Below are 26,338 nucleotides of genomic sequence, written 5' to 3' on the forward strand. Positions count from 1 at the left end.
TTTAGTTCCCGTCCGGTGTACCACCCAGCGCCGACGAAGTCGGCCCCATCACGCAGTGAAAGGGCCCCTCACCACACGAAGTGCGATGAAGAGCCCTTTCACGCCTTGCGAACTGCCGGGGTCAGAGGTTGCCTCGGCGCCGCGCCCATGGCGCCTCGCCGTTAAAGATTGCCTCGGCGCTCCTGCTCACGCTCGATGGCCTCGAACAGGGCCTTGAAGTTGCCCTTGCCGAAGCCGAGCGAACCGTGCCGCTCGATGAGCTCGTAGAACACCGTCGGGCGGTCGCCGATCGGCTTGGTGAAGATCTGCAGCAGATAGCCGTCCTCGTCGCGGTCGACCAGGATGCGGTGCTCCTTGAGCAGCTCGATCGGCACCCGGACCTCGCCGATCCGCGCGCGCAGCTCGGGGTCGTCGTAGTAGGAGTCCGGGGTGTCGAGGAACTCGACGCCCGCGGCGCGCATCGCGGTCACCGTCGCGACGATGTCATTGGTGGCCAGCGCGATGTGCTGGCAGCCCGCACCGCCGTAGAACTCGAGGTACTCGTCGATCTGCGACTTCTTCTTCGCGATCGCCGGCTCGTTGAGCGGGAACTTGACGCGGTGGTTGCCGTTGGAGACCACCTTGCTCATCAGCGCCGAGTACTCGGTCGCGATGTCGTCGCCGACGAACTCCGCCATGTTCACGAAGCCCATGACGCGGTGGTACCAGTCGACCCAGTAGTCCATCTTGCCGAGTTCGACGTTGCCGACGCAGTGGTCGACGGCCTGGAACAGCCGCTTCGGCGCGCCTTCCGGGCGGACGACGCTGCTCTCGCGCGGCTCGTAGCCGGGAAGGTAGACGCCGGTGTACTTCGACCGGTCGATCAGCGTGTGGCGGGTCTCGCCGTAGGTCGCGATCGCGGCGATGCGCACGGTGCCGTGTTCGTCGGAGACGTCGTGCGGCTCCTCGAGAACGGTGGCGCCCTGCGAGCGGGCGTGTTCGATGCACCGGTCGACGTCGGCGACCTCGAGCGCGAGGTCGATGACGCCGTCGCCGTGGCGGCGGTGGTGGTCGAGCAGCGGGGAGTCGGGCTTGACGCCGCCGGTGATCACGAAGCGGGCCGAGCCCGACTTCAGCACGAACGACTTGCGCTCGAAGTTCCCGGTCTCGGGGCCGGAGTACGCGACGAGCCGCATGCCGAAAGCGACCTGGTAGAACCACGCGGTCTGCGTGGCGTTGCCCGCGATGAACACCACCGCGTCCATCGACTTCACCGGGAAGGGATCGGTCGAAGAGTCGTGATCGACGAGGCCGACGAGCTGACGCAGCTGGTCGTAGCTCACGTCGTCAAGAGCACCCTGGGGTTCCACTGTGTGCGTCATGCCCAGAAGCATCCGAGCGCGTGACAAAATGCGCAACGGTCAAAGATTTCACTGCGCACTATGTCCAGTCGGAGACCGGGTGACGCAGTCAAAGTGGACAACCTGTGTAGGAGGTAGGCCCGATGTCGGAAGCACTCGACGCGCTGGACGCGCGGCTGCTGCTGTTGCTCACCGACTCGCCCCGGCTCGGCGTGCTCGAATGCGCCCGCCGCCTCGGTGTCGCGCGGGGCACCGTGCAGGCCAGGCTGGACCGGCTGACCGAACGCGGCATCCTCGGTGGCTTCCCGCCCGAACTCGACCTCGCGGCGATGGGGTACGGCCTCACCGCGTTCGCCGTCCTCGAGATCGCGCAGGGCCGCCGGGCCGAGGTCGCCGAGGCGCTGTCCGCGATCGACGAGGTGTGCGAGGTCTACGCGACGACCGGCCAGGGCGACCTTTTCGTGCGGATGGTGGCGCGCAACAACGACGACCTGCAACGTGTGGTCGACGAGGTGGTCGGCGCGCCGTACGTGCGGCGGACGTCGACGTCGATCGCGTTGTCGACGCCGGTTCCGCCGCGCGTACGGCCGCTGCTGGAACGGCTGGCGCGGAGCTAGCCGACCTGGCTCAGGTACCGCTTCGCCGACCGCTGGACCGCCTCGTGCCCATCGGTGCGGATGATCGCGTCCCACCAGGCGCCGTAGATCGCCTCGAATTCGTACGGGTCGAGCATCTCGGCGGCGCGGCGGACGACCTCGGGACGTTCCGGGATCAGATTCGGGTAGCTGTACATCATGCCGACGAAGCGGCGGTCGGGGATGACCTGCAGGATGTCGCCCGAGAGCACCGCGCCGCGGCCGTTCTCCCCGCCCGGCCAGTGCAGCACGGTCCCGCCGGCGAAATGCACGCCGAGGTTGATCAGTCGCAGGTCGGGGGCGACGTCGAGGGTCGCGCCGCTCCACAGCTTGATCGCCGGATCCGGCCTCCCGATCCACTGCCGGTCGCCCTCGTGCAGGTAGACGGGCACGTCGAAGGCGTGGGCCCACTCGACCATGGTGGTGTAGTAGTGCGGGTGGCTGATCGCGATGCCGGTGATCCCGCCGAGTTCGCGGACCTTCGCGACCAGATCGTCGTCGATAAAGCCCGCGCAGTCCCACAGGAAGTTGCCGGATTCGGCCTTGACCAGCAGGGCACGCTCGCCGATGGCGAAGTTGGGAGTGGATCCGACCCCGATGAGGCCGGGTCCCTGCTCCTCGATACGAGCCGTGTACGTCCCGCTCGCGCGGACGGTGTTCAGATCGGTCCATCGTTGCCCGGCCCGCGGGACGTACTGACGTTCGTCCTCGCAGATCGGGCAGTCGGACCTGGGTTCCGCGTACTGCATGCCGCAGGCGACGCAGATCGGTAGCTCGCTCATCGTTCCCTCCAGAATTCTCCGGAGGTCACGCTAACGGCTCGTATGCGCGCCCGGCCATATCGGGCCGGGCACACAGTGTTCCTTCTCGCGCGCGGACGAAAATTCGCCGAAGAGGCGCCGGTTCGCAGTCAACTCACGCTGCGTGCGGAGGGCGCCCCTTCATCGACTCGGCCGCGAAGCGGTGCGCGGAGTGGCTCACTTGCCGGTGTACGGCACGGCCTTGACGAGCGTCACCTTCTGGATGCTGCCGTTGGGCAGCTCGTACTCGCGGGTCTCGCCCTCTTTGGCGCCGAGCAGCGCCTTGCCGAGCGGGGACTCCGGCGAGTAGACGTCCAGGTCGCCCTCGGTGCCCTCTTCACGGGTCGCCAAGAGGAAGTTCTCGTCTTCGTCGTCACCGTCGTAACGCACGGTGAGGACCTTGCCCGGTCCCGCGCTGCCGTCGTTGGCGGGCGGCTCGCCCACCTTGGCCGAGCGGAGGAGCTCCTGGAGGTGGCGGATGCGGGCCTCGTGCTGGCCCTGCTCTTCGCGGGCGGCGTGGTAACCGCCGTTCTCCTTGAGGTCGCCCTCTTCCCGGCTGTCGTTGATCTTCGCAGCGATGACCGGGCGGAGCTCGATGTAGTGGTCGAGTTCCTGCTTGAGCCTGTCGTAGGCATCCTGGGTCAGCCAGGTCACCTTTGTGTCGCTCACGGTCACCATCTCCTAGTAGGGCCTGCCAGGCTTGGGTGTACAAGCCGGCCACCGGGCCGGCATGGCGCGCCGGCCTGGCTGAGATAAAGGAAAAACACGGCCCGTCTTGGGCCGTGCCGGTAGATCAGAGTAACACGGCGCGAGGCATCGCCGCCGGTGGAATTCGGTCGCGCCTCGGCGTTGGGCGCCCGTTTCACCCCGTTGGCCGCTATGGCCTTGACAGGTACCGTGGTACGTCGTACGAGCACCCGAAGATATCAGCCGTGACCGGCCTTCCGATGCTCTTGATGGTGGTTGTCACCCTGCTGTTCTTCGAACCAGGCTGAATCAGGACTTCTTTACGGCCGCTCTCCGCGCCCGCCTTGTCACGGACCCGGACGACACAAACGCCCGGACGGTTCACATCGTCCCTGGTCACGTTGATGGTGATCTCCATCGCGTCGCCCGGCTTCTCGTCGAACGAGACGCGTTCGCCCTCGATGGGCGCGCTGCCGAAGTTCGTGTACGCGACATAGGCGATTCCGCCGCTGACCAGCAGCGCGACCACACCGAACACCAGGCGCCGCCAGCGGGCGGGCTTGGCGGCGCGGGTCTTGCCGTAGCGGTCCTCGGGCACGTCCGTCCGGGTGCTTTCCGCGCTGGGAGCGTCCTGTCCCGTGCTCAACCCGGGCCTCCCGGTAGGTCTCGTCGTGCTCGCAGGGACAATGGAGTCGTATGCGAGTGGTTCCCCTCGAGTATCCGCGCCCGGCCGGGCGGGCCGTCAGGCAGGGTCGCAGGGGAATAGGGAACGAGAAGGGGACGTTCGGAGCATGGTGGCAGCCAATGAACCGCCGAAGTCACGCCTCCGCCTGATGGCGGTGCACGCGCACCCCGACGACGAGTCGAGCAAGGGTGCCGCCACGATGGCCAGGTACGCCGCCGAAGGGCACGAGGTCATGGTCGTGACCTGTACCGGCGGCGAAGCGGGCAGTGTGCTGAACCCGGCCATGGACCGTCCCGAGGTAGTGGCCAACATGACCGAGATCCGCCGGGAGGAGATGGCCCGCGCGGCCAAGATCCTCGGCGTGAGCCACGCCTGGCTGGGGTTCATCGACTCGGGCCTGCCCGAGGGCGACCCGCTGCCCCCGGTCCCGGAGGGCTCGTTCGCGGTCATCCCGCTCGAAGAGTCCACCGGTGCGCTGGTGAAGGTCATCCGCGAGTTCCGCCCGCACGTGATCGTCACCTACGACGAGAACGGCGGATACCCGCACCCCGACCACATCCGCACGCACGAGATCTCGGTCGCGGCCTTCGACGCCGCCGGCGAGAAGGAGCGCTACCCGGACGCGGGCGAGCCGTGGCAGCCGATGAAGCTGTATTACGTGCACGGGTTCTCGCGCGCCAGGATGACGGTGTTCCACGAGGCCCTGCTCGCGCGCGGCCTGGAGTCGCCGTACGAGGAGTGGCTCAAGTCGTGGGACCCGGAGAAGGCCGACGTCATGGAGCGGGTGACCACCCGCGTCGAATGCGGCGACTACTTCGAGCAGCGTGACGAGGCCCTCAAGGCGCACGCCACCCAGATCGACCCGAACAGCCGCTGGTTCGCCGTCCCGCGCGACCTGCAGCGCGAGGTCTGGCCGACCGAGGAATACGAGCTGGTCCGCTCACTGGTGGACAGCACCCTGCCGGAGGACGATCTGTTCGCCGGCTTGAAGGAGGGCCAATGAGTTTCGTGGTGCCGGCGTTCGCCGTCGTCCCGGTGACGGTGTCGTCGCAGTTCCTGGCGCAGCAGCCCGGAAACGGCGACAACGGCGGCCAAGGTGAGGACTTCGGCAAGTCTTCGCCGGTGGGTTTCCTGATCCTGATCCTGTTCCTGATCGCCGTCGCGCTGCTGGTGCGGTCGATGACCAAGCACCTGAAGCGGCTGCCGGAGAGCTTCGACGAGCCCGCCGCTTCTGCGGAAGCGCCTGCCGAGGAGGCTCCCGAAGCCCCGAAGGCCGAGAGCGAGCCGGTCGCGAAGACGGAGAAACCGAGCGCCAAGTCCGACTGACGCTCGTGAGTGGTAAGGACGGTTAGAACCGTCCTTACCACTCACGAGCCGAAGCGCGTCAGAGGCGCGGGTCGACCGGATCCGACTCCAGCGCCAGTACGGCGAACACGCATTCGTGCACCCGCCACAGCGGTTCCCCGCGCGCCAGCCGCTCCAGCGCCTCCAGCCCCAGCGCGTACTCGCGCAGCGCCAGTGCCCGCTTCCTGTTGAGACCCCGCTTGCGAAGGCGCGAGAGGTTTTCCGGCAGCGTGTAGTCGGGCCCGTAGATGATCCGCAGGTACTCCCGCCCGCGCACCTTCACCCCTGGCTGCACCAGCCCGCGTGCGCCCCGCGTCAGGTTCGCCGCCGGTTTGACGACCATGCCCTCGCCGCCCGCGCCGGTCAGCTCCAGCCACCAGTCGACGCCGCGCGCCACCGACGCCGGGTCGGTGGTGTCCACGGCCAGTGTCCGTGTGCGGGTGAAGAGGTCACCGGTGAGCCGGTCCAGCAGCGAAAGGTGCCATTCGTGCGGCCGGTCGTGGTACGCGTGTCCCTCCGACGCCAGGATCTGGAACGGCGCCAGCCGGACGCCGTCGAGGCCGTCGGTCGGCCAGCAGTAACGCCGGTACGCCTGCCGATACGCGTCCACAGTGGACTCACGAACCCTGGTCCGCTCCACCAGTTCCGACACGTCGACCCCGCGAGCGGCGGCCGCGTCCAGTGCGGCGACGGCGGCGGGCAGCACGGCTTGGGCCGCCGCGCCCACGGCCGCGTACTGCCCCGAGATCAGCGATCCCGCTTTCGCGCTCCACGGCAGCAACTCGGTGTCGAGCAACAGCCAGCCCGTGTCCAGTTCCTCGAACAGTTCCGACGCCGCTTCCCGCACCCCGGCGATCAGCCGCGCGTTCTCCTCCGGGGTGAAGAACGGCCGCCCGGTGCGGGTGAACACCGCGCCCGGCCCCTGGATCCCGAATCGTGCGGGGGCCACGGCGTCGTCACGGCACACGAGCACGACGGCACGCGAGCCCATGTGCTTTTCTTCGCACAGGACGTGGTCGACACCCGCGGCGCGGAACTCGGCGAAAGCCTCCTCGGGATGTTCGAGGTAGCCGTCCGCCTCGGACGTCGAACACGGCGCCATGGTCGGCGGCAGGTACGGCAGCCAGCGCGGGTCGACGGCGAAGCGGCTCATCACCTCGAGCGCCGCCGCCGACTGTTCGGCGGAGACGCCGACCCGGCCGTGGTGCCGCGTCTCGACGATCCGCTTGCCGGTGACGTCGCCGAGCTCCAGCACCGCGGGCTCGCGTCCGCCCAGCGGCCGCGCCGGTTCGAGCGGGCGTGAAGGCTCGTACCAGACCTTCTTCGCCTTCACCGAGACGACTTCCCGCTCCGGGTAACGCAAAGCGGTCAGCTTGCCGCCGAAGACACAGCCCGTGTCGAGACACATGGTCCCGTTGATCCACTCCGGTTCCAGCGTCGGCGTGTGTCCATAGAGGACCATCGCCTTGCCGCGGTAGTCGCGTGCCCACGGCAGCCGCACCGGCAAGCCGTATTCGTCGGTCTCGCCGGTGGTGTCGCCGTACAGCGCGGTGCTGCGCACCCGGCCGGACGCGCGCCCGTGGAACTTCTCGGGCAGGCCGGCGTGCGCGACGACGAGCTTGCCGCCATCCAGGACGTAGTGCGCGATGAGCCCTTCGCAGAAGGCGTGCGCCTTGGCACGGAAGTCCTCGTCCTGCGCGGAAAGCTGTTCCAGCGACTCCGCGAGACCGTGCGTCGTCTTGACGTTGCGCCCGTTCAGCGCGCGGACCAGTTTCTGCTCGTGGTTCCCGCAGACGACCAGCGCGCTGCCCGCCTCGGCCATCGCCATCACGCGGCGCAGCACGCCGGGTGTGTCGGGGCCGCGGTCGACGAGGTCGCCGACGAACACCGCGGTCCGGCCCTCCGGGTGCACGCCGTCGACGTAACCCAGTTCGGTGAGCAGTTCGTCCAGTTCCTCCCGGCAGCCGTGGACGTCGCCGATCACGTCGAACGGCCCGGTCAGGTCGCGCCGGTCGTTGCGCAGCGGCTCGACGACGATCTCCGCTTCGGCGACCTCGGCGTCGCTCCGCAACACGTGCACGCGACGGAAACCCTCGCGCTCCAACGACTTCAGCGAACGGTGGAGTTCGCCGCGCTGCCGCCGGACGACGTGCTCGCCGAAGTCGCGGTCGGGCCTGGCCTCGTTGCGTTCGTGACAGACCTTCACGGGCAGATCGAGCACGATCGCCGTCGGGAGGACGTCGTGTTCCTTCGCCAGCTTCAGCAGGCTCGCCCGCGACGCGCGCTGGACGTTCGTCGCGTCGATCACCGTGATCCGGCCCGCTTCGAGCCGCTTCGCCGCGACGTAATGGAGCACGTCGAAAGCGGCGGCCGACGCGCTCTGGTCGTTCTCGTCGTCGGCCACCAGGCCGCGGAAGTAGTCGCTGGACAGTACTTGGGTGGGCGCGAAATGCGTCCGCGCGAAGGTCGACTTGCCGGAGCCGGAGGCCCCGACGAGCACGACGAGGGACATGTCGGGAATGGTCAGTTTCATGCCACGGCCTCCTTTCGAGACGTGAAGACCGCCATTTGGGTCGGCGGTCCTGATTCCTGGGACTCCTGTCCCACCGGCAGGTGGCGGACGTCGTAGCCCTGTCGTGCCGCGACGCCGTCGGCCCACGAGCGGAACTGCTCGCGGGTCCACTCGAAACGGTGGTCCGCGTGCCGGAACCGGCCTTCTTCGAGGAATTCGAAGTGCCGGTTGTACTCGGCGTTCGGTGTCGTGACGAGCACGGTCCGCGGCGCGGCGACCCCGAACACGGCGTGCTCCAGCGCGGGCAGGCGCTCCTCGTCGACGTGCTCGATCACCTCCATCAGCACGGCCGCGTCGTATCCGGCCAGCGACGGATCCGCATAGGTCAGTGCGGACTGCTTCAGGGTGATCCGTGTCTTGTCCTTCAGCCGCTTTTCGGCGATGTCGAGCGCGCTCGCGGAGACGTCGACACCGACGATCTCGGTGAACGAGGGCTCCTTCTGGAGCACGCGCAGCAGCGCGCCACCGCCGCAACCGAGGTCGAGAACGCGCCGTGCACCCGCCGCCCGGAGCGCCGCGAGCACGCTGCCCTGACGCTGGACGGCCAGCGGTTCGGGCCGGTCCGGCAGCTCGGTGACCCGGGCTTCGGCCTCGGCGGGCACGTCGTCCGCTTCCGCCAGCCGGGCGAGCGCGTACGAGACGATCGGACGGCGTCGTTCGAGATACCGGTTGGTGATCAGGTCGCGTTCCGGATGCTCCGCGAGCCAGCCCTCACCGGCGCGCAGCAACTTGTCGGCCTCGTCCTGTCCGATCCAGTAGTGCTTGTCGCCGTCGAGAGCGGGCAGCAGGACGTACAAGTGCCGCAACGCGTCGACGACCCGCTGGGTCCCGGTCAGCCGGAGATCGACATAGCGGGAATCACCCCAATGCGGGAACTCGGGGTCGAGCGAGATCGCCTTCGCTTCGACGTGCCAGCCGAGCGGCTCGAACAGCTTGTGGACGACCTCCGCGCCGCCGCGCGCGGTCAGCGACGGGACGCGGATCTCCAGCGGGAACGGCTCGTCGACCAGCTCCGGCCGGTTCGCGCACCGGCCGGACAGCGCCGTGGTGAAGACCGCCCGCAGCGCCACCGCCAGATACGAGCCGCCCGCGTACGGCCGGTCGTTGACGTACTGGGTCAGCGACGTGCCACCGCCGCGCACGAGCTCGACCGGGTCGAGCTCGACCAGCAGTGCGACGGCGCAGCGTTCGTCGGACGCCTCGGGGTAGAAGACGTGCGCCGTCCCGGCCGAGAGCGTGAAGGATTGCGCCTTCTCCGGATGCTTGTGCAGGAGAAAGCCCAGGTCGGTGGCGGGGTTCCGGGTGGTCGTCATGGTCAAGAGCACCGGATGAGTGTCGCGCAGACGGCCGTTCTGCGCGCCCGCTTTTCCGCGTGCGACCCTGGTGACATGTCGAACCGCCTGAAGGCCGCGACCAGTCCGTACCTGCTGCAGCACGCCGACAACCCGGTGGACTGGTGGCCGTGGGGTGAGGAAGCGCTGGCCGAGGCGAAACGGCGGAACGTGCCGATCCTCCTTTCGGTCGGCTACGCGGCCTGCCACTGGTGTCACGTCATGGCGCACGAGTCCTTCGAGGACGAGGCCACGGCCACGCTGATGAACGCGAATTTCGTCAACATCAAGGTGGACCGCGAGGAGCGCCCGGACATCGACTCGGTGTACATGGCGGCCACCCAGGCGATGACCGGCCAGGGCGGCTGGCCGATGACCTGTTTCCTGACGCCGGAGGGTGAGCCGTTCCATTGCGGCACTTACTATCCGCCGTCGCCGCGGCCGGGGATGCCGTCTTTCTCGCAGTTGCTCGTCGCGGTCGCCGAAGCCTGGGGTGAACGCCCGGACGAGTTGCGTTCCGGTGCCCGGCAGATCATCGCCCACCTCACCGAGAAGAGCGGCCCGCTGCCGGAGTCCGTTGTGGACGGTGCCGCGCTGGATTCCGCGGTCGCCACGCTGCGCAAGGAGTACGACACCGGGAACGGCGGCTTCGGGGGAGCGCCGAAGTTCCCGCCGACGATGGCCTTGAACTTCCTGCTGCGTCACCACGAGCGCACCGGCTCCGGCCTCGACATGGTCGAGCACACGGCCGAGGCCATGGCGCTGGGCGGGCTGAACGATCAGCTCGGGGGTGGGTTCGCGCGTTACTCGGTTGACGCGGGCTGGGAAGTGCCGCATTTCGAGAAGATGTTGTACGACAACGGTTTGCTGCTACGGTTCTCCGCGCAGTTCCACGGTGTGACCGGGTACGAGTACGCGCGGCGGACGGTCGAGGAGACCGCGGAGTTCCTGCTGCGCGACCTCGGTACGGCCGAAGGCGGTTTCGCCGCGTCACTCGACGCGGACACCGATGGCGTCGAGGGGCTGACCTACGTCTGGACGCCCGCGCAACTGGCCGAAGTGCTCGGCGAGGAGGACGGCGCCTGGGCGGCCGAGCTGTTCCAGGTGACCGAACGGGGGAACTTCGAGCACGGTGCTTCGACCCTGCGGCTGCGTGAGCCGCATCCAGAAGACGAAATGCGTTACGAGCGGGTTCGTCGTGCCCTGCTGGCGGCGCGAAACGAGCGCCCGCAGCCCGCCCGTGACGACAAGGTCATCGCCGCGTGGAACGGGCTCGCGATCGGCGCGCTCGCCAAGGCGGGCGCGCGGTTGAACCGTCCACAGTGGATCGACGCGGCCGCCCGTGCGGCGGCTTTCCTGATGGGCACTCATTTCGTGGACGGACGGTTGCGCCGGACTTCACGCGGCGGCGTTGTCGGCACGACGGCCGGTGTGCTGGAGGACTACGCGTGCCTCGCCGAGGGTTTGCTCGAACTCCACCAGGCGACCGGCGAGCCGCGCTGGCTCACCGACGCGCTCACCTTGTTGGACCTCGCCTTGGCCCATTTCGGTGTGCCGGACGCGACGGGGGCCTACTATGACACGGCCGACGACGCGGAAGTCCTGGTGCAGCGGCCTTCCGACCCGACCGACAACGCGAGCCCGTCAGGGGCTTCGGCGCTGGCGAACGCTTTGCTGACCGCGTCCGTGCTGGCCGGGCACGATCGGGTGGGCCGTTATCGCGAGGCGGCCGAGCAGGCCTTGGCACGTGCGGGACGGCTCGCCGCCCACGCGCCGCGGTTCGCCGGGCACTGGCTCACCGTCGCCGAAGCAGCTGCCGCCGGCCCGGTTCAGGTGGCCGTCGTCGGGCCGGATGCGGCGTCTCGCGCGGATCTGCTGGCCGCCGCCCTCGCTTCGTCGCCGGACGGCGCCGTCGTCGTGAGCGGTGTCCCGGACGCCGAAGGAGTGCCGTTGCTGGCCGATCGGCCGCTGGTCGACGGCGCCGCCGCCGCGTACGTGTGCCGTGGGTACGTGTGCGAGCGGCCCGTCACCACCGCGGAGGACCTGCGTTCTCAGCTCACCAGTCCCACGCCATAGGGGCGAAGGCGCCGCCGCCGGTCTGCGGTGCGCCGACCGGCTTCACCGCGACCTGCGGCTTCGACTTGGCCGGAGCGGGCTTGGCCTTCGCCGGCGTGGCCGGAGCGGGCTTGCTCTTCGTCGGCGTGGCCGGTTTGGTGCTGGTCGTCGGCTTGGGTGTGGTACTGCCCGGCGGCGTGCCGATCACGGTGAAGGTGAGCGTCTCCCCCTTCCTGCCGTCGTTGCAGGTGAAGTTCGCCGTGTACTTGCCAGGTGTCGTCACCGCTTTGCCGTAGCCACGGTGCCCACCCCACATTCCCGCGGCCTTCCAGTCGATCGGCGCGGCGAAACCGGCCGAGGTGGCCGGAGTCGCCGGCGTGCAGCCGCCCTGAGCGGCCTTCGTCTCGATAGCCAGGTCTCCGCCGGGCTCGACCTCCACCGGCCAGATACCCCAGAAGACTTCGGTGGCCGCCGTCGCCGGGGCGACCAGGGCGAGCTGGGTGGCGCCGAGCAGAAGCGCGCCGATCATGGCTTTCTTGAACATTTCCGTTCCTTCCCCATCTGTCTTGCTGGGAGTACGCGTGCGCTGGTCTTTCGGTTGCCCTGGGGTTCGCCGGGGGAGAACAAGCCTGACTCTTGCGTGAAACGCGCGTAGCTTCGGTAGCGTTGTAATCATGTAATCGCGGAGGCGAGCATGCACACCTACTTCAGGACGGCGAGGCAGATGGGACGTGGAGGCTGGAAGGGCCGGGGCGGCCGGCAGCAGGCGGACATCCCGTCGGGGGACGACGCGGCCGCGTGGTTCGGCGGACGGCTTCCGGAGGGCTGGTTCACCGGAGATCCCGAGGTCACGGTGGACCGCGAAGAGATCGTGATCATCGGCGAGCTCCAGCCGCTCACCGGTGAGTACGCCGACGACGCCGCCCGTGCGGCGGCCGAAGACGGCCGGATCAGCCGGTTCCGTGAGGAGACCCGCGACGAGCGGATCGAGATCGCACGCCAGGCCGAGCACCGGTATCAGCGCAAGGTCGCCTGGGGCGCGAGCCTCGGCGGCACCAGGCACCTGTTCACCACGCATTCGGCGCCGGTCATGACCAGGCTGCGGCAGCCGGAACGCCTGGTCCTCGACACCCTCGTCGACGCCGGCGTCGCGCGGTCGCGGTCGGAGGCGCTCGCCTGGGCGGTCCGGCTGGTCGGGGAACACGCGGACGCCTGGCTCGCCGAGCTCCGGGAGGCGATGACCAAGGTGGACGATCTCCGCTCACAGGGACCGGACCTTTCCTGAGGCCGGGGTTCGCCCTTAGAGTCGGGATTCCGCCGTCTTCACCGAAGTCCTCTTGCGAAAGAAGGCGTCATGGACGGCAGATTCTCCCGGCGTTGGCTCATCAAGGGCGGTCTCGTGGTGGCCGCGAGCCCGCTGCTCGCGCCCACCGCCTCGGCGGCCCCGGTTCTCCCGTGGCCGGCGGCCAACGACATCGTCGCGCGGACGAAACGCCCGGTCTTCCCGGACCGAAGGTTCTCGATCCTCGATTTCGGCGCGAAGGGTGACGGCAAAACCGACAACACCGTCGCGATCAAGAAGGCGATCGACGCGGCCAACGCGCGCGGCGGCGGACACGTCGTCGTGCCGAAAGGCACCTTCGTCACCGGTGCCGTGTACCTCAAGAGCAACGTGGACCTGCATCTCTCGGCGGGCGCGGTGCTCGCGTTCGGTTCCGACGCCTCGAAGTTCCCGAACGTGCTCACCCGTTACGAGGGCATCGAATGCGTGAACCGGTCGCCGATGATCTACGCGTACCGGGAATCCAACATCGCGGTGACCGGGAAGGGCACGCTCGACGCGGCGGGCACGGCGTCCTGGAACAAGGGCAAGGACCGTGAGTACCTGGAAGCGCTGGTGGCCGAGGGAATCCCGCCGGAGAAGCGGATCGTTCCCGGCTCCGGGCACACCATGCGGTCCACGTTCGTCGAGCCGTACTCGTGCGACACCGTGCTCATCCAGGGGATCGCGCTGAAGAACCCCATGTTCTGGCAGCTGCATCCCACCCTGTGCCGGAACGTCACGATCGACGGCGTCCGCACGGACGCGAGCACCGCGCGCTCCAACACCGACGCCTGCGATCCGGAGTCGTGCGACCACGTGGTGATCGTGAACTCCCACCTCGGGGCGCACGACGACAACATCGCGCTCAAAGCCGGCCGGGACGACGACGGGCGCAGGGTCGGCGTGCCGTGCCGGAACATCGTCGTCGCGAAGTGCGTGATGGACGGGAACTGGGGCGCGATCACCTGCGGCATCGAGCAGACCGGCGGCATCCGCGACGTCTACGCGTACGACCTCACCGTCACCGGCGAGACGAAATACGGGCTGTACGTCAAGTCGAACACCCTGCGCGGCGGGTTCACCGAGAACGTCAACCTCCATGGTGTCTCCGGCACGTTCGTCCGCTCGGTCGCGTACGTCCTGCCGGACTACAACGGACAGACCGGCCCGAACGTCCCCCGGTTCGGGCCGTTCACCATCAGCCACTCGACGAGCACGAGATGCGGGCAAGCGGCGTTCAACGTCCGAGGGTTGCCCAACTCACACGTTCGGGGGCTGCGGGTGAGCGAGTGCCGCTTCGACGGCGTCGCGAACACGGAAAACGTCCTGAAACACGTCGATGACCTGCGCTTCGAGAACACGACGATCAACGGGCGGCCGGTCTGATTCGTGCTGCGCCCCCCGATGCGGTGCGGCAGGCTGAGCGCAGACCGCACCGCATCGGAGGAATCGTGGACACACCAGGACTTCCCGCGAAGATCGACCCGGACGCGCTGACCACCGTCCTCGATGGACGGTGGGCCGGACTCCGCCGCGCGGTGCGTGCCCAGATGGCGGCGGAGGTCTTCGAAGACCCGGTCGACGCCGACACCGAAGCCCATCGCGCCCAGGTGCTCGAATGGCTGCGGCTGCTCGCCCGCACCGACCGGCCGGGGCTCGGCTTCGACCCGGCGTACGGCGGTGGCGGCGACGTCGGCGGCGCGTTGACGTCGTTCGAGATGCTGGGCTTCGGCGACCTCTCGCTGATGGTGAAGGCCGGCGTCCAGTGGGGCCTGTTCGGCGGCGCTGTGCAGCTGCTCGGCACCGAACGCCACCACGAGCGCTACCTGCGGAAGATCATGGACCTGGAGCTGCTGGGCTGTTTCGCGATGACCGAGCACGGTCACGGCTCGGACGTCCAGCACCTGCGCACCACCGCGACCTACGACCCGGCGACGCGCGAATTCGTCGTGCACACGCCGGACCGGGACGCGATGAAGGAGTACATCGGCAACGCCGCCCGCGACGGCGAACTCGCGGTGGTGTTCGCGCAGCTGATCACCGGTGGCGAGTCGCGCGGCGTGCACGCGTTCCTGGTGCCGATCCGCGGCGAGAACGCGAGCGGTGTCGAGATCGAGGACTGCGGCCGCAAGGCCGGTCTCAACGGCGTCGACAACGGACGGCTCACCTTCACCCAGGTGAGGGTTCCGCGCGAGGCGCTGCTCAACCGGTTCGGTGACGTCGCCGAGGACGGCACGTACAGCAGCCCGATCGAAAGCGACGGCCGCCGGTTCTTCACGATGCTCGGAACGCTCATCCGCGGCCGGGTCAGTGTCGCCGGCAGCGCCGGCAGCGCGACGAAGCGCGCGCTCGCACTGGCCATCGGCTATGGCGAGCGGCGGCGGCAGTTCGCGCGGCCTGACGGCGAGGAGGTCGTGATCCTCGACTACCGCGCCCACCAGCGGAAACTGCTGCCCGCGCTGGCGACGTCGTACGCGCTGCACTTCGCGCAGGAAGCACTCGTTTCGAAGCTGAACGACCTCGCCGAGGACGCGCCGGAGGAAGAGCAGCGAGAGCTGGAATCGCGCGCCGCCGGCATCAAGGCCGTCTCGACCTGGCACGCGACCGCGAGCATCCAGACCGCCCGCGAGGCGTGCGGCGGCTCCGGCTATCTCTCGGAGAACCTGCTCGCCGGGCTGAAAGCGGACACGGACGTCTTCACCACCTTCGAGGGTGACAACACCGTGCTGCTGCAACTGGTCGCGAAGGGCCTGCTGACCAGCTACAAGGATCATTTCGAGGACCTCAGCCCGCTCGCGACCGCGCGGTTCGTGGCGGAGCAGTTCGTCGAGGCCGTGATCGAACGGACTTCCGCGCGCAAGGTCGTCGAACGGCTCACCGAAGCCGACGATGGCGACGTCCTCTACTCGCGCGAATGGCACCTGAAGCTGTTCGAAGACCGCGAAGAGCACGTACTCGGCGGCGTCGCGCAACGCCTGCGTAAGGCGGGCTCGGACCCCTTCGGCGTCTTTAACGACGCCCAGGACCACGTGCTGCGCGCCGGGCGTGCGCACGTCGACCGGGTGGTGCTGGAAGCGTTCGTCGACGCCATCGAGCGCTGCGCCGACGCTGACGCCCGTGAGCTGCTGGAGCGGGTCTGCGATCTCTACGCGCTCGCGAACATCGAGGCCGACCGGGGCTGGTTCCTCGAACACGGGCGCCTGACCTCCGGGCGTTCGAAGGCCGTCACCGCCGCGGTGAACGCGCTGTGCGCCGACCTGCGGCCGCACGCACGCACCCTCGTGGACGCCTTCGCCATCCCCGAGCAGTACCTGGCGGCTCCGATGCTGCGGGACTGACCGCGTCAACCGATGTCGAGGGCCGTTCCATAGAGTTTGTCGGTTTTGAGGGTGATGTAGAGCCTTCGCTCCGCGGCGATGGTCTCCAGGAACTCGGCCTCGTCTTCGGGCTTCTGCCGCTGCGCGGCGAGATATTCGAGGCCCGCCGCGTCGCCGGGTGTCCGCGTGACTTCGGAGAGTTCGGCTTTCCCTTCCACGACAGCGAACTTCCAGTGGTCGGCGCTGGAGACGTAGAGGGAGGCGGTGGGGTTGTCGCGGATCTGCTTGACCTTCAAGCGGTCTTCGGTCGTGCTCACCCGGATCTCGCGGCTCTCGGGATCCCACGTGTAGACGACGGTGGAGAGATGCGGGCGGCCGTCACGCTTGAGGGTCGCGAGGGCGCCGAAGGTGTGCTCGGAGAGGAAGTCGCTGAGGGCCGCGTCGTCGAGGCGGCGGGGCGGTGCGTTCTTGGCCATGGGGGTGATCATGGCTCCCCGGCCGAGGCGCCGGAAGAAGGCACTTTCTTGTGCCAGAGGGAACACGCGTGTGTCCGTCCTGGTCACGCCGGTGCCGCACTCGTGATCAGAGACGTAACTCGCGTGATCAGGCGCGCCACACGTGAGTTACGTGTCCAATCACGTGAGTTACGTGCTCGATCACGCGAGTTACGCGTACATCGCCAGCCAGATCGCGACGTAGTGGGACGTCGCCGCGAGAACCGTGCAGGCGTGGAAGTACTCGTGGTAACCGAACGTCTCCGGGAAGTGGTTCGGCCACTTCACCGCGTAGAACACCGCGCCCAGTGTGTAGAACAGCCCGCCCACGCAGAGCAGGACGAGCGCCGCGACGCCGGCGTGCGTGGCCAGTTCGGGCAGGACGAAGACGGCGACCCAGCCCAGCGCGATGTAGATCGGCACGCCGAGCCAGCGTGGCGCGTTCGGCCACAACATCTTCAGGGTGACGCCGCCGATCGCGCCGCCCCACACGATCGCGAGCACGATGTACCCGGTCGGCTGGGACATGGCCAGAAGGGTGAACGGCGTGTAGGTGCCGGCGATGAACAGGAAGATCATCGAATGGTCGGCGCGCTTCATCCATTCGTATGCTCGTGGGCTCCACAAGCGACGGTGGTACAGCGCGCTGACGCCGAAGAGGCCAAGCACGGTCAGCCCATAGACCGAAGTGGACAAAGCGGCTATAGGCGACACGGTGGACGCCGCGAGACTGATCAGTGTCACAGCTCCGGCGACCGCGACGAAGAAGGACCAGAAGTGGATGTGCCCACGCAGACGAGGACGGGTGTCCACCAAGGGCGCGGGGCCGGACGGCTGCTGTTCGGACTCTACGCTCACCCCTCCCAGGTTACGGCACCGTAGGTTTTTGGCCAGTGTCCGTGGCGCGTCCCACTGAGACTCGCGAGGTGACTACTCTCCAGTGGCGTGAGTCTTCGGTCCTTCTTGTCAGACGTCGTGTACAGCGCCTACGGCAGGCGCCTGATCCAGCAGGCCAAGGGGCGCCATCCACGTCACATCGCCATCATGCTGGATGGGAACCGCCGCTGGGCGCGCGAAGCGGGCTTCACCGACGTCGCCGACGGGCACCGGGCGGGCGCCAAGAAGATCGCCGACTTCCTGAGCTGGTGCAACGAGGCGGAGGTCGAGGTCGTCACCATGTGGCTGCTCTCGACGGACAACCTCGGCCGCGCGGCCGAGGAACTGAGCCCGCTGCTGAAGATCATCACCGACGTCACCGACGAGCTCGCCGCGCCGCATACGCCCTGGCGGCTCCGCATCGTGGGAGCGCTCGACCTGCTGCCCCCGGAGGTCGCGAAGGCCCTCAGCGCGGCCGCGGAGCGCACCGAGGGGCGCACCGGGATGGAGGTCAACGTCGCGGTCGGTTACGGAGGGCGTCAAGAGATCGCCGACGCGGTCCGCAAACTCCTGCTCCAGCACGCCGACGAGGGCACTTCGATTCGCGAACTCGCGAAGATATTGGACGTCGACCACATATCCGAACACATGTACACCTCGGGCCAGCCGGATCCGGATCTGATTATCCGCACCTCGGGTGAGCAGCGGCTTTCCGGATTTCTGCTCTGGCAATCGGCGCATTCGGAATTCTGGTTCACCGAAGCTTATTGGCCCGCGTTCCGCCGGGTCGATTTCCTGCGCGCCATGCGCGATTACGCGTGGCGGCACCGGCGCTTCGGTTCCTGATCCTTGACATGACGAAGGCCCCGGCGTGCACTCCGGGGCCTTCGACGTCTTCACTGAAGATCAGTGGTGGTGGTGCTCCAGCGAGTGGAGGATCAGCGCCGGGGTGGTGGCGATGCCCGTGTAGGCGCCGGCGACCAGGGAAGCCGCACCGTAGCCCAGCGCGCCCCCGCCCTCGATGAACGTGTTGTAGGCGTCGCCGAACGTGGGGTCCGGGGTGCCCGAGGTGTCACCCGTGGCGGCGAACGCGGTCCCGCCGACCATCATGATGCCCGCGGCGACGGCAGAAACGAAACCAGCCTTCTTTAGCACTTCGCACTCCTTGGTAGAGATATTCAGGGATCGGGGCACCTAATTCCGGTGGGGGTGTCCCGCTAGTGAGAAAATTACTCGCTATTCAGGAGTCGTGACCGTCTCGTAAGCCGATTGTGTGAGGCGAAAAAGGTGCGTTTCACTCGGTCCGGTTCTCTGTCTCGGGCACAAAATGCGTGCGGCGACGATGCGTGGTAGAACCTGCCGTCTCTTCAGGTGAACGCCCTGCGTCGCGTTAATCCATCCGGGTCGCATCGACGAGCGTCCCTGAATGGTGATCATTATTACGCACTGTGACGGTGACCAGGTGTTGATGTCACGCGACCGACAGTGAGATGACGGTTTGGCGAATCACCGTGGTGGCTGCCTGCGCGATCGGCCGGACGCAGGTACCTTCCGGAAGTGAGGGTTCGCGTCCCATGCGGACTCTCACGGGAGGCCCTGGTCGTGGCGGTTGTCGACAGGGCGGCACAGCCGCCCAGTGGATGCACGAGGGGGCCGGCACCCGGCCCTCGTGGCCGTGCCGACTGACGTGGATCACGTCGGAAGGAACGGTTGGCCAGGGAAGTGCCCGGCCCAGCGAGTGCGGGCGTGGTGCCACGCCCACGAGGGAGATGCCGTCGTGACTGCGCAGCGTTCACCCCGCAAGGCCTCTGGCCGTTCTTCGACCGGTGCCTCTGGCCCGGAGAAAGCCTCGATCTCGCCCGAATCCCAGCGGTCCACTTACGTGCTCGACACGTCGGTCCTGCTCTCTGACCCCTGGTCGGTGACCCGTTTCGCCGAACACGCGGTCGTGCTCCCGCTGGTCGTCATCAGTGAACTGGAGGCGAAACGTCACCATCCCGAACTGGGGTGGTTCGCGCGCGAAGCGCTTCGCATGCTCGACGACCTGCGTCGTCAGCACGGCAGGCTCGACGCGCCGATCCCGATCGGTGAGCACGGCGGCACCCTGCAGGTGGAGCTGAACCACTCCGACCCGACGGTGCTCCCGGTCGGCTTCCGCACCGACTCCAACGACCACCGCATCCTCGCCTGTGCGCTCAACCTGGCGGCGGAACGCGCGTCGGTCACGCTGGTGACGAAGGACATCCCCTTGCGCGTCAAGGCGGGCGCCGTCGGCCTCGAAGCCGACGAGTACCGCGCGCAGGAGGTGACGCCCTCGGGCTGGACGGGCATGGCGGACGTGGACGTCCCGCAGACCCTGGTCGACGCGCTGTTCAGCGGGCCGTCCGTGGATCCGGCGGAATTCGGGATGCCCGAGGTGGGTGAGCTGCCCTGTCACACCGGGCTCCGGCTGCTCGCGGGCAGTTCGAGCGCGCTGGGGCGGGTCACCGCGGACAAGCGGATCCGCCTCGTGCGGGGTGACAAGGAGGCGTTCGGCCTGCACGGGCGGTCGGCCGAGCAGCGGATCGCGCTGGATCTCCTGCTGGACTCCGACGTCGGCATCGTCTCCCTGGGCGGACGCGCCGGCACGGGCAAGTCGGCGCTGGCGCTCTGCGCGGGCCTGGAGTCGGTGATGGAACGCCGCCAGCATCGCAAGGTGGTCGTGTTCCGGCCGGTGTACGCGGTCGGCGGCCAGGATCTGGGCTACCTGCCCGGTTCCGAGAGCGAGAAGATGCAGCCGTGGGCGCAGGCGGTGTTCGACACGCTCGGCGGGCTGGTCAGCCAGGACGTCCTCGACGAGGTCTTCGACCGCGGCATGCTCGAGGTGCTCCCGCTGACCCATATCCGCGGCCGGTCGCTGCACGACACGTTCGTCATCGTCGACGAGGCGCAGTCCTTGGAGCGCAACGTGCTCCTGACCGTGCTCTCACGGCTCGGCACGGCTTCGCGGGTGGTGCTCACGCATGACGTCGCGCAGCGCGACAACCTGCGGGTCGGGCGGCACGACGGCGTTTCGGCGGTGATCGAGAAACTCAAGGGTCACCCGCTGTTCGCGCATGTCACGCTGACCAGGTCCGAGCGTTCACCGATCGCGGCGCTCGTCACCGAGATGCTGGAGGACCACGGATAACCGGAACCGAAGGAGTCCACTTGGGACAGTCCCAAGTGGACTCCTTCGGGGTTCACCAGCCCGAGGGCAGGGGACGTCCTTCCGCGAAGCCGGCGGCGGACTGGATCCCGAGCAGTGCGCGCTCGTGGAACTCCTCCAGCGTGCGCGCGCCCGCGTACGTGCAGGCGGAGCGGACACCGGAGCCGATGGAGTCGAGCAGGTCTTCGACACCGGGGCGAGCCGGGTCCAGCGCCATCCGCGACGCCGAGATGCCCTCTTCGAACAGGCCCTTCTTGGCGCGCTCGAAGACGTTGTCCGTGCGCGTGCGGGCGCCGACGGCGCGCTTGGACGCCATGCCGAACGACTCCTTGTACGGCTTGCCCTGCTCGTCGTAGCGCAGATCGCCGGGCGATTCGTGGGTGCCCGCGAACCACGAGCCGACCATGGCCGCCGACGCGCCCGCGGCGAGCGCCAGCGCGACGTCGCGCGGATGCCGCACGCCGCCGTCCGCCCAGACGTGCTTGCCCAGTTCGCGCGCCGCCGCGGCGCATTCGGCGACGGCGGAGAACTGAGGGCGCCCGACGCCGGTCATCATCCGGGTCGTGCACATGGCGCCGGGGCCGACGCCGACCTTGACGACGTCCGCGCCCGCGTGGATCAGGTCGCGCGTGCCCTCGGCCGTGACCACGTTCCCGGCGGCGACCGGCACTCGCGGATTCACCGACCGGACGGCCTTGAGCGCGGAGATCATCTTCTCTTGGTGGCCGTGCGCGGTGTCGACGACCAGCACGTCGACGCCCGCCGCGAGGACGGCCTCGGCCTTCGCCGCGACGTCGCCGTTCACGCCGATCGCGGCGGCGACGCGCAGGTTGCCGCCGTCGTCGACGGCCGGGGTGTAGATCTCCGCGCGCAGCGCCGCGATCTCGGTCAGGACTCCAGCGAGCCTGCCGTTTTCGTCGATGCCGAGCGCGAGACGGCCTCCGTGGTCGTGCAGGCGCTCGAACACCTCACGCGGCGGCGTGTCCAGCGGGACCGTGACGACCGCGGGCTCCGCGACGTCGGCGAGGCGCGCGAAGCGGTCTACGCCGGCGCAAGCCGCTTCGTCGACGACGCCAACGGGCTTGCCGTCCTCGTCCACGACGACGACGGCGCCGTGGGCGCGTTTGCCGACTAGGTTCAGCGCGTCGGCCACCGCGTCTCCGCCGGTCAGCACGAGCGGGGTGTCCCAGACGGTGTGACGGCTCTTGACCCAGGTGACGATGTCGGCGACCGCGGCCACGTCGACATCCTGGGGCAGGACGACGAGCCCACCGCGCCGGGCGACCGTTTCGGCCATCCGGCGGCCCGCGACGGCGGTCATGTTGGCCACCACGATCGGGATCGTCGCGCCGGTGCCGTCCACGGTGGACAGGTCGACGTCGAAGCGGGACTCCACGTCCGACCGGTTCGGCAGGAGGAACACGTCGTCGTAGGTCAGGTCGTGAGCGGGCCGATGCCCGTCGAGAAAGCGCACGAGGCCCCAGGATACCCGCGTGGGACAATGACGGCATGACCGACCGGGACCGTGACGAAGCCGGACGAGCCCGCAACGCGCGCCCGCGGGACGGCCTCGGCAGGCCGCTCCCGTATGGCGCCGATGGTGTCGAGCGCCAGCCCGAGGGCATCGAACGGAGCCCCGAGGACACCGTTTCCGAAGCGCAGCGCCTGCTCGACGCGGGCCGCCCGTTTCATGCGCACGAGGTGTTCGAGGACGCGTGGAAATCCACCGACGGGCCGGAGCGGGAGCTGTGGCGCGGTCTCGCGCAGCTCGCGGTGGGCCTGACCCACGTGGCCAGGGGGAACGGGAACGGAGCGGCCTCGCTGCTGGAGCGCGGCGCCGAGAACATCGAACCCTTCCGCGAGGCCCGCCCGCACGGGATCGACATCCCGGGCTTGCAGGCTTGGGCACGGACCATGGCCGAAGAGGCGAAGGCGCGCGTGCGGGTGGAGCCGGTCGCGCCGCGCTTACTCGGCCAGTAACACCGAACCCGAGCGGTACAGCTCGATCAGTAGCGGCCGCAGCGAGAGCCCCGCCTCGGTGAGCCGATAGCTGGTCCGGCTTGGGAAGCCCGGCAGCTCCTCGCGGACGGCGAGGTGGCGCGCGGTCAGGTCGCCGAGGCGTTCTGTCAGCACCTTCGCGGACAGGGCGGGTAATGCCGCGCGTAGGTCGCTGAAGGAGCGGGGGCCGCCCATCAGCTCCCGCAGGACCAGCGTCGTCCAACGGCCCGAGATCGCGGCGAGCGCGACCTCGACCGGACAGTCCGGCTCCGGACGCCGCGTGCGGCCGCGCGCGTCGGGGACGAGTTCGCCGTCGAAGGTTTCCGTTTGGTGACCTGCTTCGCGGTCGGTTTCGCTGTCCGCATGACGCATTACTCCAGTGTGCCGTTGACCGCTGACGCCGCCGAACATCCCTTCGTCTTCCAAGCCGCTTTCAACACCGGATCCGCCGAAATCCTCGACACCGTCTACGAGCCGGACGCCGTGTTCGTCCGCCGGGACGGCGTGCGGGTCAGCGGCGCGGAACGCCGGGCCGCGAACGGCGGGATCCTCGCGCTCGGGCAACCCATCAAGGTCACTCCGCGCCAGGTGCACGTGGCCGGTGACCTGGCGTTACTGATCGTCGACTGGGTCATCGAGGGCCACCTCGCCGCGACGGCCACCGACGTGGCGAGGCGTGGTGAGGACGGGCTCTGGCGCTACGTGATCGACAACCCCTTCGGACTCGGCGCACCTTGAGTACTCGACATACCGAGAGTATGTTACTCCGAGTAGGAATACTGCCCAGTAGGTAACGGTGGGAGGAAGCGCGGATGAGCGAGCCCAAGGAACTGCTGGCCGAACCGCTGAAACTGCGGTGCGGCGCGATCCTGCCGAACCGGCTGGCCAAGGCCGCGCTCAGCGAGCAGCTCGGCGATCGCCGCAACCGGCCGACCGCCGAACTGGCCGAGCTGTACCGGACATGGTCACGTGGCGGTGCCGGGACACTGATCACCGGCAACGTCATGGTCGATCCGGGCGCGCTGGGCGAACCGCGCAACGTCGCGGTGCCCCGGGAGCCGGACGCGACCGAGTTCGAGCCGTGGGCGCGGTCGGCGGACGGGACCGAGAGCCGGTTGTGGGTCCAGCTCAACCATCCCGGCAGGCAGAGCCCGCGTTTCCTGTCCCGGCAGCCGGTCGCGCCGTCGGCGGTGCCGTTCGGCGACCGCGGCATCCGCTCGGTGTTCGCGACGCCGCGGGCGCTGACCGCCGACGAGATCGAAGCGATCATCGACCGGTTCGGCGTGGCCGCGCGAACCGTCGTCGACGCCGGGTTCGCCGGGGTGCAGATCCACGGGGCGCACGGCTATCTCGTCTCTCAGTTCCTGTCGCCGCTGACCAACCGGCGCACCGACGGCTGGGGCGGTGACGCGCTCCGGCGGCGCAGGTTCCTGCTGGAAGTGGTCGCCCGCGTGCGCGCCGAGGTCGGCGACTCGATGCCGATCGCGGTCAAGCTCAACAGCGCGGACTTCCAGCGCGGCGGCTTCAGCGAGGAGGAATCCCTCGAAGTCGTCCGCGAGCTGGGCGAAGCGGGGATCGACCTGCTGGAAGTCTCCGGCGGAACCTACGAGAAGGCCGCCATGATGGGTTCCGCCAAGGCGAGCACGCTCAGCCGCGAGGCCTACTTCCTCGACTACGCCGCGAAGGCGCGGCAGGTCTCCGACGTCGCGCTGATGGTCACCGGCGGCTTCGCCAGTGCGCGAGGCATGGCGGAGGCGCTGCGCTCCGGCGCGCTGGACGTCATCGGTCTCGGCAGGCCGCTGATCGTCGACCCGGCACTGCCCGGGCGCCTGCTGGACGGCGAGGACGTCCGTGCCCAGCGCACGGCACCGAAGACCGGCATCCGGCTGGCCGACAGCCTGCTCGAGATCCAGTGGCACACCCAGCAGATGCACCGGGTGGCCGCCGGGAAACCGGTGGACCGGCGGCTCGGCGCGGTGCGGACGCTAGTACGTGCCGGCGTCGCGGATCCGCTCAACGCTTTCCGGCGGGTCCGGGGCTAAATAGTCGTCCACGTCGTCGCGGCCGCTGAAGGTGCGGTCGAAACCGACGGCGGCCGCCGCGAGACCGATGAACAGCACCCCGATCAGCACGCAGTTGAACGCGACACCGCCGTAGCCGTTGATGCCCGGATCGACGAACGGATACGGGTAGAACCCGATGATCGCGCCGCGCACCAGCGTGACCACGAGCCAGACCAGCGGATACAGCAGCGACCACCACAGGACCCGCCACGACAGCTGCCCGCGCGGCCCGAACAGCAGCCAGCCGGCGACGCACATCAACGGCGACACCTTGTGCAGCATCGTGTCGGCGAAAACGGCCCAGCCGTGCAGTTCGTAGAGATCGGCGAGCGCGACCTGGAAGACGACACCCGTCACGGTGATGCCGACGAGGCCGGTGAGCCGCAGCACGCCGAACAGCGTCGAGCGGCCCGCGACACCGAGCGCGAGCAGCAGGCTGCCGACGCCGACCAGGATGTTCGAGTCGATGGTGAAGAAGGCCAGCAGGTTGGCCACCCGGCCGGCCGGAGTGTGGAAGGTGCCGCCGGTGGTGCCCGCGGAGACCGGGATCTGGGCGGCGAGACCGGCGATCACCACCAGCGCCGTCGCGCCGAACCAGGCACGCGCGATCTTGGAAGCCTGCATTCGCCTACTTTATGGGTGATCGAGTGGGGACGTCCCGTCACCACCGCACGCCTCCACTCGATCGGGGGCGGGACGCCGCCGGGGCTTCCCGGCCATCGGGTCATATCGTGGGAAGCGATGGACGTCGAGCGGAGGCCCGGACGCCGCGGCCGGGTCGCGCGGGGTCCGGCGGAGGACAGTGGACCCGTCGCCGAGTTCGCGCGGCGGCTGTGGGAGCTGAAACGGGCCGCCGGTGACCCTTCCTACGACCGCATGCGCGACGAGTACGGCGCGCTCGCGTCGAAATCCGCGCTTTCGGCGGCCGCCCGCGGAGAGCGGCTGCCCAGCTGGGAGACGGCCTGGGAGTTCGTTCGCGTGCTGGCCGCCGGGGTGCTCGGCGGTGACGAGGACGAGGTCCGCCACGAATGGCGCGGTGCGTGGGAACGCGCGCGGGACGCCTTGACCGCCGGCCCCGGACCTGTCGCCGTGAAGCCGCGCCGGACGGCGTTCCTGCTCGCCGGAGCCGTGGCGGTCGTCCTCGTCGCGGCGCTGGTGTTCGTCTTCGCCGCGCCGTTCGGCGCCGAGCCCGCCGCCCCGGTCGGCGACGCGTCGGAATTCGTCGCCGACGTCACCGTGCCCGACGGCAGCGAGGTCGCGGCCGGATCGACCTTCGTGAAGACCTGGGAGTTCCGCAACGCGGGAACGGTCGGATGGGTCGGCCGCTATCTCGTCCGCGCCGGTTCGTTCGGGAACCCCGGCGAATGCGGCACACCCGAACGCGTGCCCGTCCCGCAGACCGCGCCCGGTGAACGGGTGCGCGTCTCCGTCGAGGTGCGTGCGCCCGACGCGCCCGGGCATTGCCAGGTGTATTGGAAGATGGCCGACGAACAAGGACACATCCTGCTGCCGAACGCCCGCGCGGTGTTCTTCTCGGTCCGCGTCCTTTGACCATCCGGGCCGATGGCCAAAGCGCTGACCTGCGTGGACATCGACCTGCCGACCATGGCCATTTCCCGGCCGTGAATGG

The 26,338-nt window shown here is 68.9% G+C and carries 26 protein-coding genes; 13 read left to right on the plus strand and 13 right to left on the minus strand.

Annotated features, from left to right (window positions below):
* Window positions 1-161: 161 nt before the first annotated feature.
* Window positions 162-1,361 carry a 4-hydroxyphenylpyruvate dioxygenase gene (gene hppD, locus BLW75_RS30680; RefSeq protein ID WP_034305918.1) on the minus strand — a complete coding sequence of 400 codons (1,200 nt, stop codon included), beginning with the start codon at window positions 1,359-1,361 and terminating at the stop codon, window positions 162-164.
* A 122-nt stretch (window positions 1,362-1,483) separates the two neighbouring features.
* Between hppD and BLW75_RS30685 the strand changes: the two genes are divergently transcribed.
* Window positions 1,484-1,957: an Lrp/AsnC family transcriptional regulator gene (locus BLW75_RS30685; protein WP_034305441.1), complete on the plus strand. Its 474-nt coding sequence runs from the start codon at window positions 1,484-1,486 to the stop codon at window positions 1,955-1,957.
* Here BLW75_RS30685 and BLW75_RS30690 read toward each other — a convergent pair.
* The 3 genes from BLW75_RS30690 to BLW75_RS30700 form a co-directional block, all read right to left on the minus strand.
* Window positions 1,954-2,757: an MBL fold metallo-hydrolase gene (locus BLW75_RS30690; protein WP_034305439.1), complete on the minus strand. Its 804-nt coding sequence runs from the start codon at window positions 2,755-2,757 to the stop codon at window positions 1,954-1,956. The genes BLW75_RS30685 and BLW75_RS30690 overlap by 4 nt on opposite strands.
* A 195-nt stretch (window positions 2,758-2,952) precedes the next feature.
* On the minus strand, window positions 2,953-3,453 hold the full coding sequence (greA, locus tag BLW75_RS30695; protein WP_016337198.1) for a transcription elongation factor GreA: 501 nt from the start codon (window positions 3,451-3,453) through the stop codon (window positions 2,953-2,955).
* A 199-nt stretch (window positions 3,454-3,652) separates the two neighbouring features.
* Window positions 3,653-4,108, minus strand: coding sequence for a DUF4307 domain-containing protein (locus BLW75_RS30700; protein WP_034305436.1), 456 nt, complete (start codon window positions 4,106-4,108; stop codon window positions 3,653-3,655).
* 145 nt (window positions 4,109-4,253) lie between these two features.
* Here BLW75_RS30700 and mca point away from each other — a divergent pair, with 145 nt between their 5' ends.
* Both mca and BLW75_RS30710 read left to right on the plus strand, forming a co-directional pair.
* The gene (gene mca / locus BLW75_RS30705; RefSeq protein ID WP_034305434.1) at window positions 4,254-5,150 is read left to right on the plus strand and encodes a mycothiol conjugate amidase Mca; all 897 of its coding nucleotides are present in this window, start codon (window positions 4,254-4,256) and stop codon (window positions 5,148-5,150) included.
* The gene (locus BLW75_RS30710; protein ID WP_034305432.1) at window positions 5,147-5,473 is read left to right on the plus strand and encodes a hypothetical protein; all 327 of its coding nucleotides are present in this window, start codon (window positions 5,147-5,149) and stop codon (window positions 5,471-5,473) included. The genes mca and BLW75_RS30710 overlap by 4 nt, the downstream gene beginning before the upstream one ends.
* Window positions 5,474-5,531: 58 nt before the next feature.
* Here the strand turns inward: BLW75_RS30710 and BLW75_RS30715 are convergent, their stop codons facing one another.
* A complete protein-coding gene (locus tag BLW75_RS30715; RefSeq protein WP_034305430.1) occupies window positions 5,532-8,024 on the minus strand; it encodes a polynucleotide kinase-phosphatase in 2,493 nt (830 codons plus the stop codon).
* A complete protein-coding gene (locus BLW75_RS30720; RefSeq protein ID WP_034305427.1) occupies window positions 8,021-9,388 on the minus strand; it encodes a 3' terminal RNA ribose 2'-O-methyltransferase Hen1 in 1,368 nt (455 codons plus the stop codon). The genes BLW75_RS30715 and BLW75_RS30720 overlap by 4 nt, the downstream gene beginning before the upstream one ends.
* Window positions 9,389-9,451: 63 nt before the next feature.
* Between BLW75_RS30720 and BLW75_RS30725 the strand changes: the two genes are divergently transcribed.
* The gene (locus BLW75_RS30725; protein ID WP_034305424.1) at window positions 9,452-11,470 is read left to right on the plus strand and encodes a thioredoxin domain-containing protein; all 2,019 of its coding nucleotides are present in this window, start codon (window positions 9,452-9,454) and stop codon (window positions 11,468-11,470) included.
* On the opposite strand, the gene BLW75_RS30730 is transcribed toward BLW75_RS30725, so the two are convergent.
* Window positions 11,451-11,993 carry a hypothetical protein gene (locus tag BLW75_RS30730; RefSeq protein WP_034305422.1) on the minus strand — a complete coding sequence of 181 codons (543 nt, stop codon included), beginning with the start codon at window positions 11,991-11,993 and terminating at the stop codon, window positions 11,451-11,453. The genes BLW75_RS30725 and BLW75_RS30730 overlap by 20 nt on opposite strands.
* Before the next feature lie 180 nt (window positions 11,994-12,173).
* Between BLW75_RS30730 and BLW75_RS30735 the strand changes: the two genes are divergently transcribed.
* The 3 genes from BLW75_RS30735 (at window position 12,174) to BLW75_RS30745 (ending at window position 16,111) form a co-directional block, all read left to right on the plus strand.
* Window positions 12,174-12,734 (plus strand): hypothetical protein, encoded by a 561-nt coding sequence (locus tag BLW75_RS30735; RefSeq protein ID WP_034305916.1) that lies wholly within the window; start codon window positions 12,174-12,176, stop codon window positions 12,732-12,734.
* Between the two features lie 69 nt (window positions 12,735-12,803).
* Complete coding sequence (locus BLW75_RS30740) at window positions 12,804-14,159, plus strand: glycoside hydrolase family 28 protein (RefSeq protein ID WP_034305418.1); 1,356 nt, start codon at window positions 12,804-12,806, stop codon at window positions 14,157-14,159.
* Between the two features lie 65 nt (window positions 14,160-14,224).
* Window positions 14,225-16,111, plus strand: coding sequence for an acyl-CoA dehydrogenase family protein (locus BLW75_RS30745; protein ID WP_034305416.1), 1,887 nt, complete (start codon window positions 14,225-14,227; stop codon window positions 16,109-16,111).
* 5 nt (window positions 16,112-16,116) lie between these two features.
* Here the strand turns inward: BLW75_RS30745 and BLW75_RS30750 are convergent, their stop codons facing one another.
* Together BLW75_RS30750 and trhA are read right to left on the minus strand one after the other, a co-directional pair.
* A complete protein-coding gene (locus BLW75_RS30750) occupies window positions 16,117-16,566 on the minus strand; it encodes a pyridoxamine 5'-phosphate oxidase family protein (RefSeq protein ID WP_034305914.1) in 450 nt (149 codons plus the stop codon).
* 189 nt (window positions 16,567-16,755) lie between these two features.
* The gene (gene trhA / locus BLW75_RS30755; RefSeq protein ID WP_034305414.1) at window positions 16,756-17,397 is read right to left on the minus strand and encodes a PAQR family membrane homeostasis protein TrhA; all 642 of its coding nucleotides are present in this window, start codon (window positions 17,395-17,397) and stop codon (window positions 16,756-16,758) included.
* 132 nt (window positions 17,398-17,529) lie between these two features.
* Between trhA and BLW75_RS30760 the strand changes: the two genes are divergently transcribed.
* Window positions 17,530-18,306 (plus strand): isoprenyl transferase, encoded by a 777-nt coding sequence (locus BLW75_RS30760; RefSeq protein ID WP_034305410.1) that lies wholly within the window; start codon window positions 17,530-17,532, stop codon window positions 18,304-18,306.
* 60 nt (window positions 18,307-18,366) lie between these two features.
* Here the strand turns inward: BLW75_RS30760 and BLW75_RS30765 are convergent, their stop codons facing one another.
* Window positions 18,367-18,615, minus strand: a complete 249-nt coding sequence (locus BLW75_RS30765) for a hypothetical protein (protein ID WP_016337182.1) — start codon at window positions 18,613-18,615, stop codon at window positions 18,367-18,369.
* 727 nt (window positions 18,616-19,342) lie between these two features.
* Here BLW75_RS30765 and phoH2 point away from each other — a divergent pair.
* A complete protein-coding gene (phoH2, locus tag BLW75_RS30770; protein ID WP_091598642.1) occupies window positions 19,343-20,629 on the plus strand; it encodes an RNA 5'-3' helicase PhoH2 in 1,287 nt (428 codons plus the stop codon).
* Window positions 20,630-20,681: 52 nt separating this feature from the next.
* Here the strand turns inward: phoH2 and guaB1 are convergent, their stop codons facing one another.
* Window positions 20,682-22,121 carry a GMP reductase gene (guaB1, locus tag BLW75_RS30775; protein WP_034305402.1) on the minus strand — a complete coding sequence of 480 codons (1,440 nt, stop codon included), beginning with the start codon at window positions 22,119-22,121 and terminating at the stop codon, window positions 20,682-20,684.
* Between the two features lie 35 nt (window positions 22,122-22,156).
* On the opposite strand from guaB1, the gene BLW75_RS30780 reads away from it, so the two are divergent.
* A complete protein-coding gene (locus tag BLW75_RS30780; RefSeq protein ID WP_034305400.1) occupies window positions 22,157-22,627 on the plus strand; it encodes a DUF309 domain-containing protein in 471 nt (156 codons plus the stop codon).
* On the opposite strand, the gene BLW75_RS30785 is transcribed toward BLW75_RS30780, so the two are convergent.
* On the minus strand, window positions 22,613-23,017 hold the full coding sequence (locus BLW75_RS30785; protein WP_034305396.1) for a winged helix-turn-helix transcriptional regulator: 405 nt from the start codon (window positions 23,015-23,017) through the stop codon (window positions 22,613-22,615). The two genes, BLW75_RS30780 and BLW75_RS30785, sit on opposite strands and share 15 nt — an antisense overlap.
* Between BLW75_RS30785 and BLW75_RS30790 the strand changes: the two genes are divergently transcribed.
* Together BLW75_RS30790 and BLW75_RS30795 are read left to right on the plus strand one after the other, a co-directional pair.
* Complete coding sequence (locus BLW75_RS30790; RefSeq protein ID WP_034305393.1) at window positions 23,009-23,383, plus strand: YybH family protein; 375 nt, start codon at window positions 23,009-23,011, stop codon at window positions 23,381-23,383. The genes BLW75_RS30785 and BLW75_RS30790 overlap by 9 nt on opposite strands.
* Before the next feature lie 74 nt (window positions 23,384-23,457).
* The gene (locus BLW75_RS30795) at window positions 23,458-24,687 is read left to right on the plus strand and encodes an NADH:flavin oxidoreductase/NADH oxidase family protein (RefSeq protein ID WP_034305392.1); all 1,230 of its coding nucleotides are present in this window, start codon (window positions 23,458-23,460) and stop codon (window positions 24,685-24,687) included.
* On the opposite strand, the gene BLW75_RS30800 is transcribed toward BLW75_RS30795, so the two are convergent.
* Window positions 24,631-25,332: a Pr6Pr family membrane protein gene (locus BLW75_RS30800; RefSeq protein WP_034305391.1), complete on the minus strand. Its 702-nt coding sequence runs from the start codon at window positions 25,330-25,332 to the stop codon at window positions 24,631-24,633. The genes BLW75_RS30795 and BLW75_RS30800 overlap by 57 nt on opposite strands.
* A gap of 117 nt (window positions 25,333-25,449) precedes the next feature.
* On the opposite strand from BLW75_RS30800, the gene BLW75_RS30805 reads away from it, so the two are divergent.
* The gene (locus BLW75_RS30805) at window positions 25,450-26,259 is read left to right on the plus strand and encodes an NBR1-Ig-like domain-containing protein (protein WP_034305389.1); all 810 of its coding nucleotides are present in this window, start codon (window positions 25,450-25,452) and stop codon (window positions 26,257-26,259) included.
* Window positions 26,260-26,338 lie beyond the last annotated feature (79 nt).

Source organism: Amycolatopsis lurida (genome assembly GCF_900105055.1).
Lineage (GTDB): Bacteria > Actinomycetota > Actinomycetes > Mycobacteriales > Pseudonocardiaceae > Amycolatopsis > Amycolatopsis lurida.

What these genes read in the sequence shown, in the direction of transcription:
- BLW75_RS30730 (WP_034305422.1), bottom strand. Translation starts at nt 11,993, where the DNA reads ATGTTCAAGAAAGCCATGATCGGCGCGCTTCTGCTCGGCGCCACCCAG.
- BLW75_RS30780 (WP_034305400.1), top strand. Translation starts at nt 22,157, where the DNA reads ATGACCGACCGGGACCGTGACGAAGCCGGACGAGCCCGCAACGCGCGC.
- BLW75_RS30735 (WP_034305916.1), top strand. Translation starts at nt 12,174, where the DNA reads ATGGGACGTGGAGGCTGGAAGGGCCGGGGCGGCCGGCAGCAGGCGGAC.
- BLW75_RS30785 (WP_034305396.1), bottom strand. Translation starts at nt 23,017, where the DNA reads ATGCGTCATGCGGACAGCGAAACCGACCGCGAAGCAGGTCACCAAACG.
- BLW75_RS30715 (WP_034305430.1), bottom strand. Translation starts at nt 8,024, where the DNA reads ATGAAACTGACCATTCCCGACATGTCCCTCGTCGTGCTCGTCGGGGCC.
- BLW75_RS30685 (WP_034305441.1), top strand. Translation starts at nt 1,484, where the DNA reads ATGTCGGAAGCACTCGACGCGCTGGACGCGCGGCTGCTGCTGTTGCTC.
- BLW75_RS30725 (WP_034305424.1), top strand. Translation starts at nt 9,452, where the DNA reads ATGTCGAACCGCCTGAAGGCCGCGACCAGTCCGTACCTGCTGCAGCAC.
- BLW75_RS30690 (WP_034305439.1), bottom strand. Translation starts at nt 2,757, where the DNA reads ATGAGCGAGCTACCGATCTGCGTCGCCTGCGGCATGCAGTACGCGGAA.
- BLW75_RS30795 (WP_034305392.1), top strand. Translation starts at nt 23,458, where the DNA reads ATGAGCGAGCCCAAGGAACTGCTGGCCGAACCGCTGAAACTGCGGTGC.
- BLW75_RS30800 (WP_034305391.1), bottom strand. Translation starts at nt 25,332, where the DNA reads ATGCAGGCTTCCAAGATCGCGCGTGCCTGGTTCGGCGCGACGGCGCTG.
- hppD (WP_034305918.1), bottom strand. Translation starts at nt 1,361, where the DNA reads ATGACGCACACAGTGGAACCCCAGGGTGCTCTTGACGACGTGAGCTAC.
- mca (WP_034305434.1), top strand. Translation starts at nt 4,254, where the DNA reads ATGGTGGCAGCCAATGAACCGCCGAAGTCACGCCTCCGCCTGATGGCG.
- BLW75_RS30790 (WP_034305393.1), top strand. Translation starts at nt 23,009, where the DNA reads ATGACGCATTACTCCAGTGTGCCGTTGACCGCTGACGCCGCCGAACAT.
- BLW75_RS30740 (WP_034305418.1), top strand. Translation starts at nt 12,804, where the DNA reads ATGGACGGCAGATTCTCCCGGCGTTGGCTCATCAAGGGCGGTCTCGTG.
- BLW75_RS30710 (WP_034305432.1), top strand. Translation starts at nt 5,147, where the DNA reads ATGAGTTTCGTGGTGCCGGCGTTCGCCGTCGTCCCGGTGACGGTGTCG.
- BLW75_RS30805 (WP_034305389.1), top strand. Translation starts at nt 25,450, where the DNA reads ATGGACGTCGAGCGGAGGCCCGGACGCCGCGGCCGGGTCGCGCGGGGT.
- BLW75_RS30750 (WP_034305914.1), bottom strand. Translation starts at nt 16,566, where the DNA reads ATGGCCAAGAACGCACCGCCCCGCCGCCTCGACGACGCGGCCCTCAGC.
- greA (WP_016337198.1), bottom strand. Translation starts at nt 3,453, where the DNA reads ATGGTGACCGTGAGCGACACAAAGGTGACCTGGCTGACCCAGGATGCC.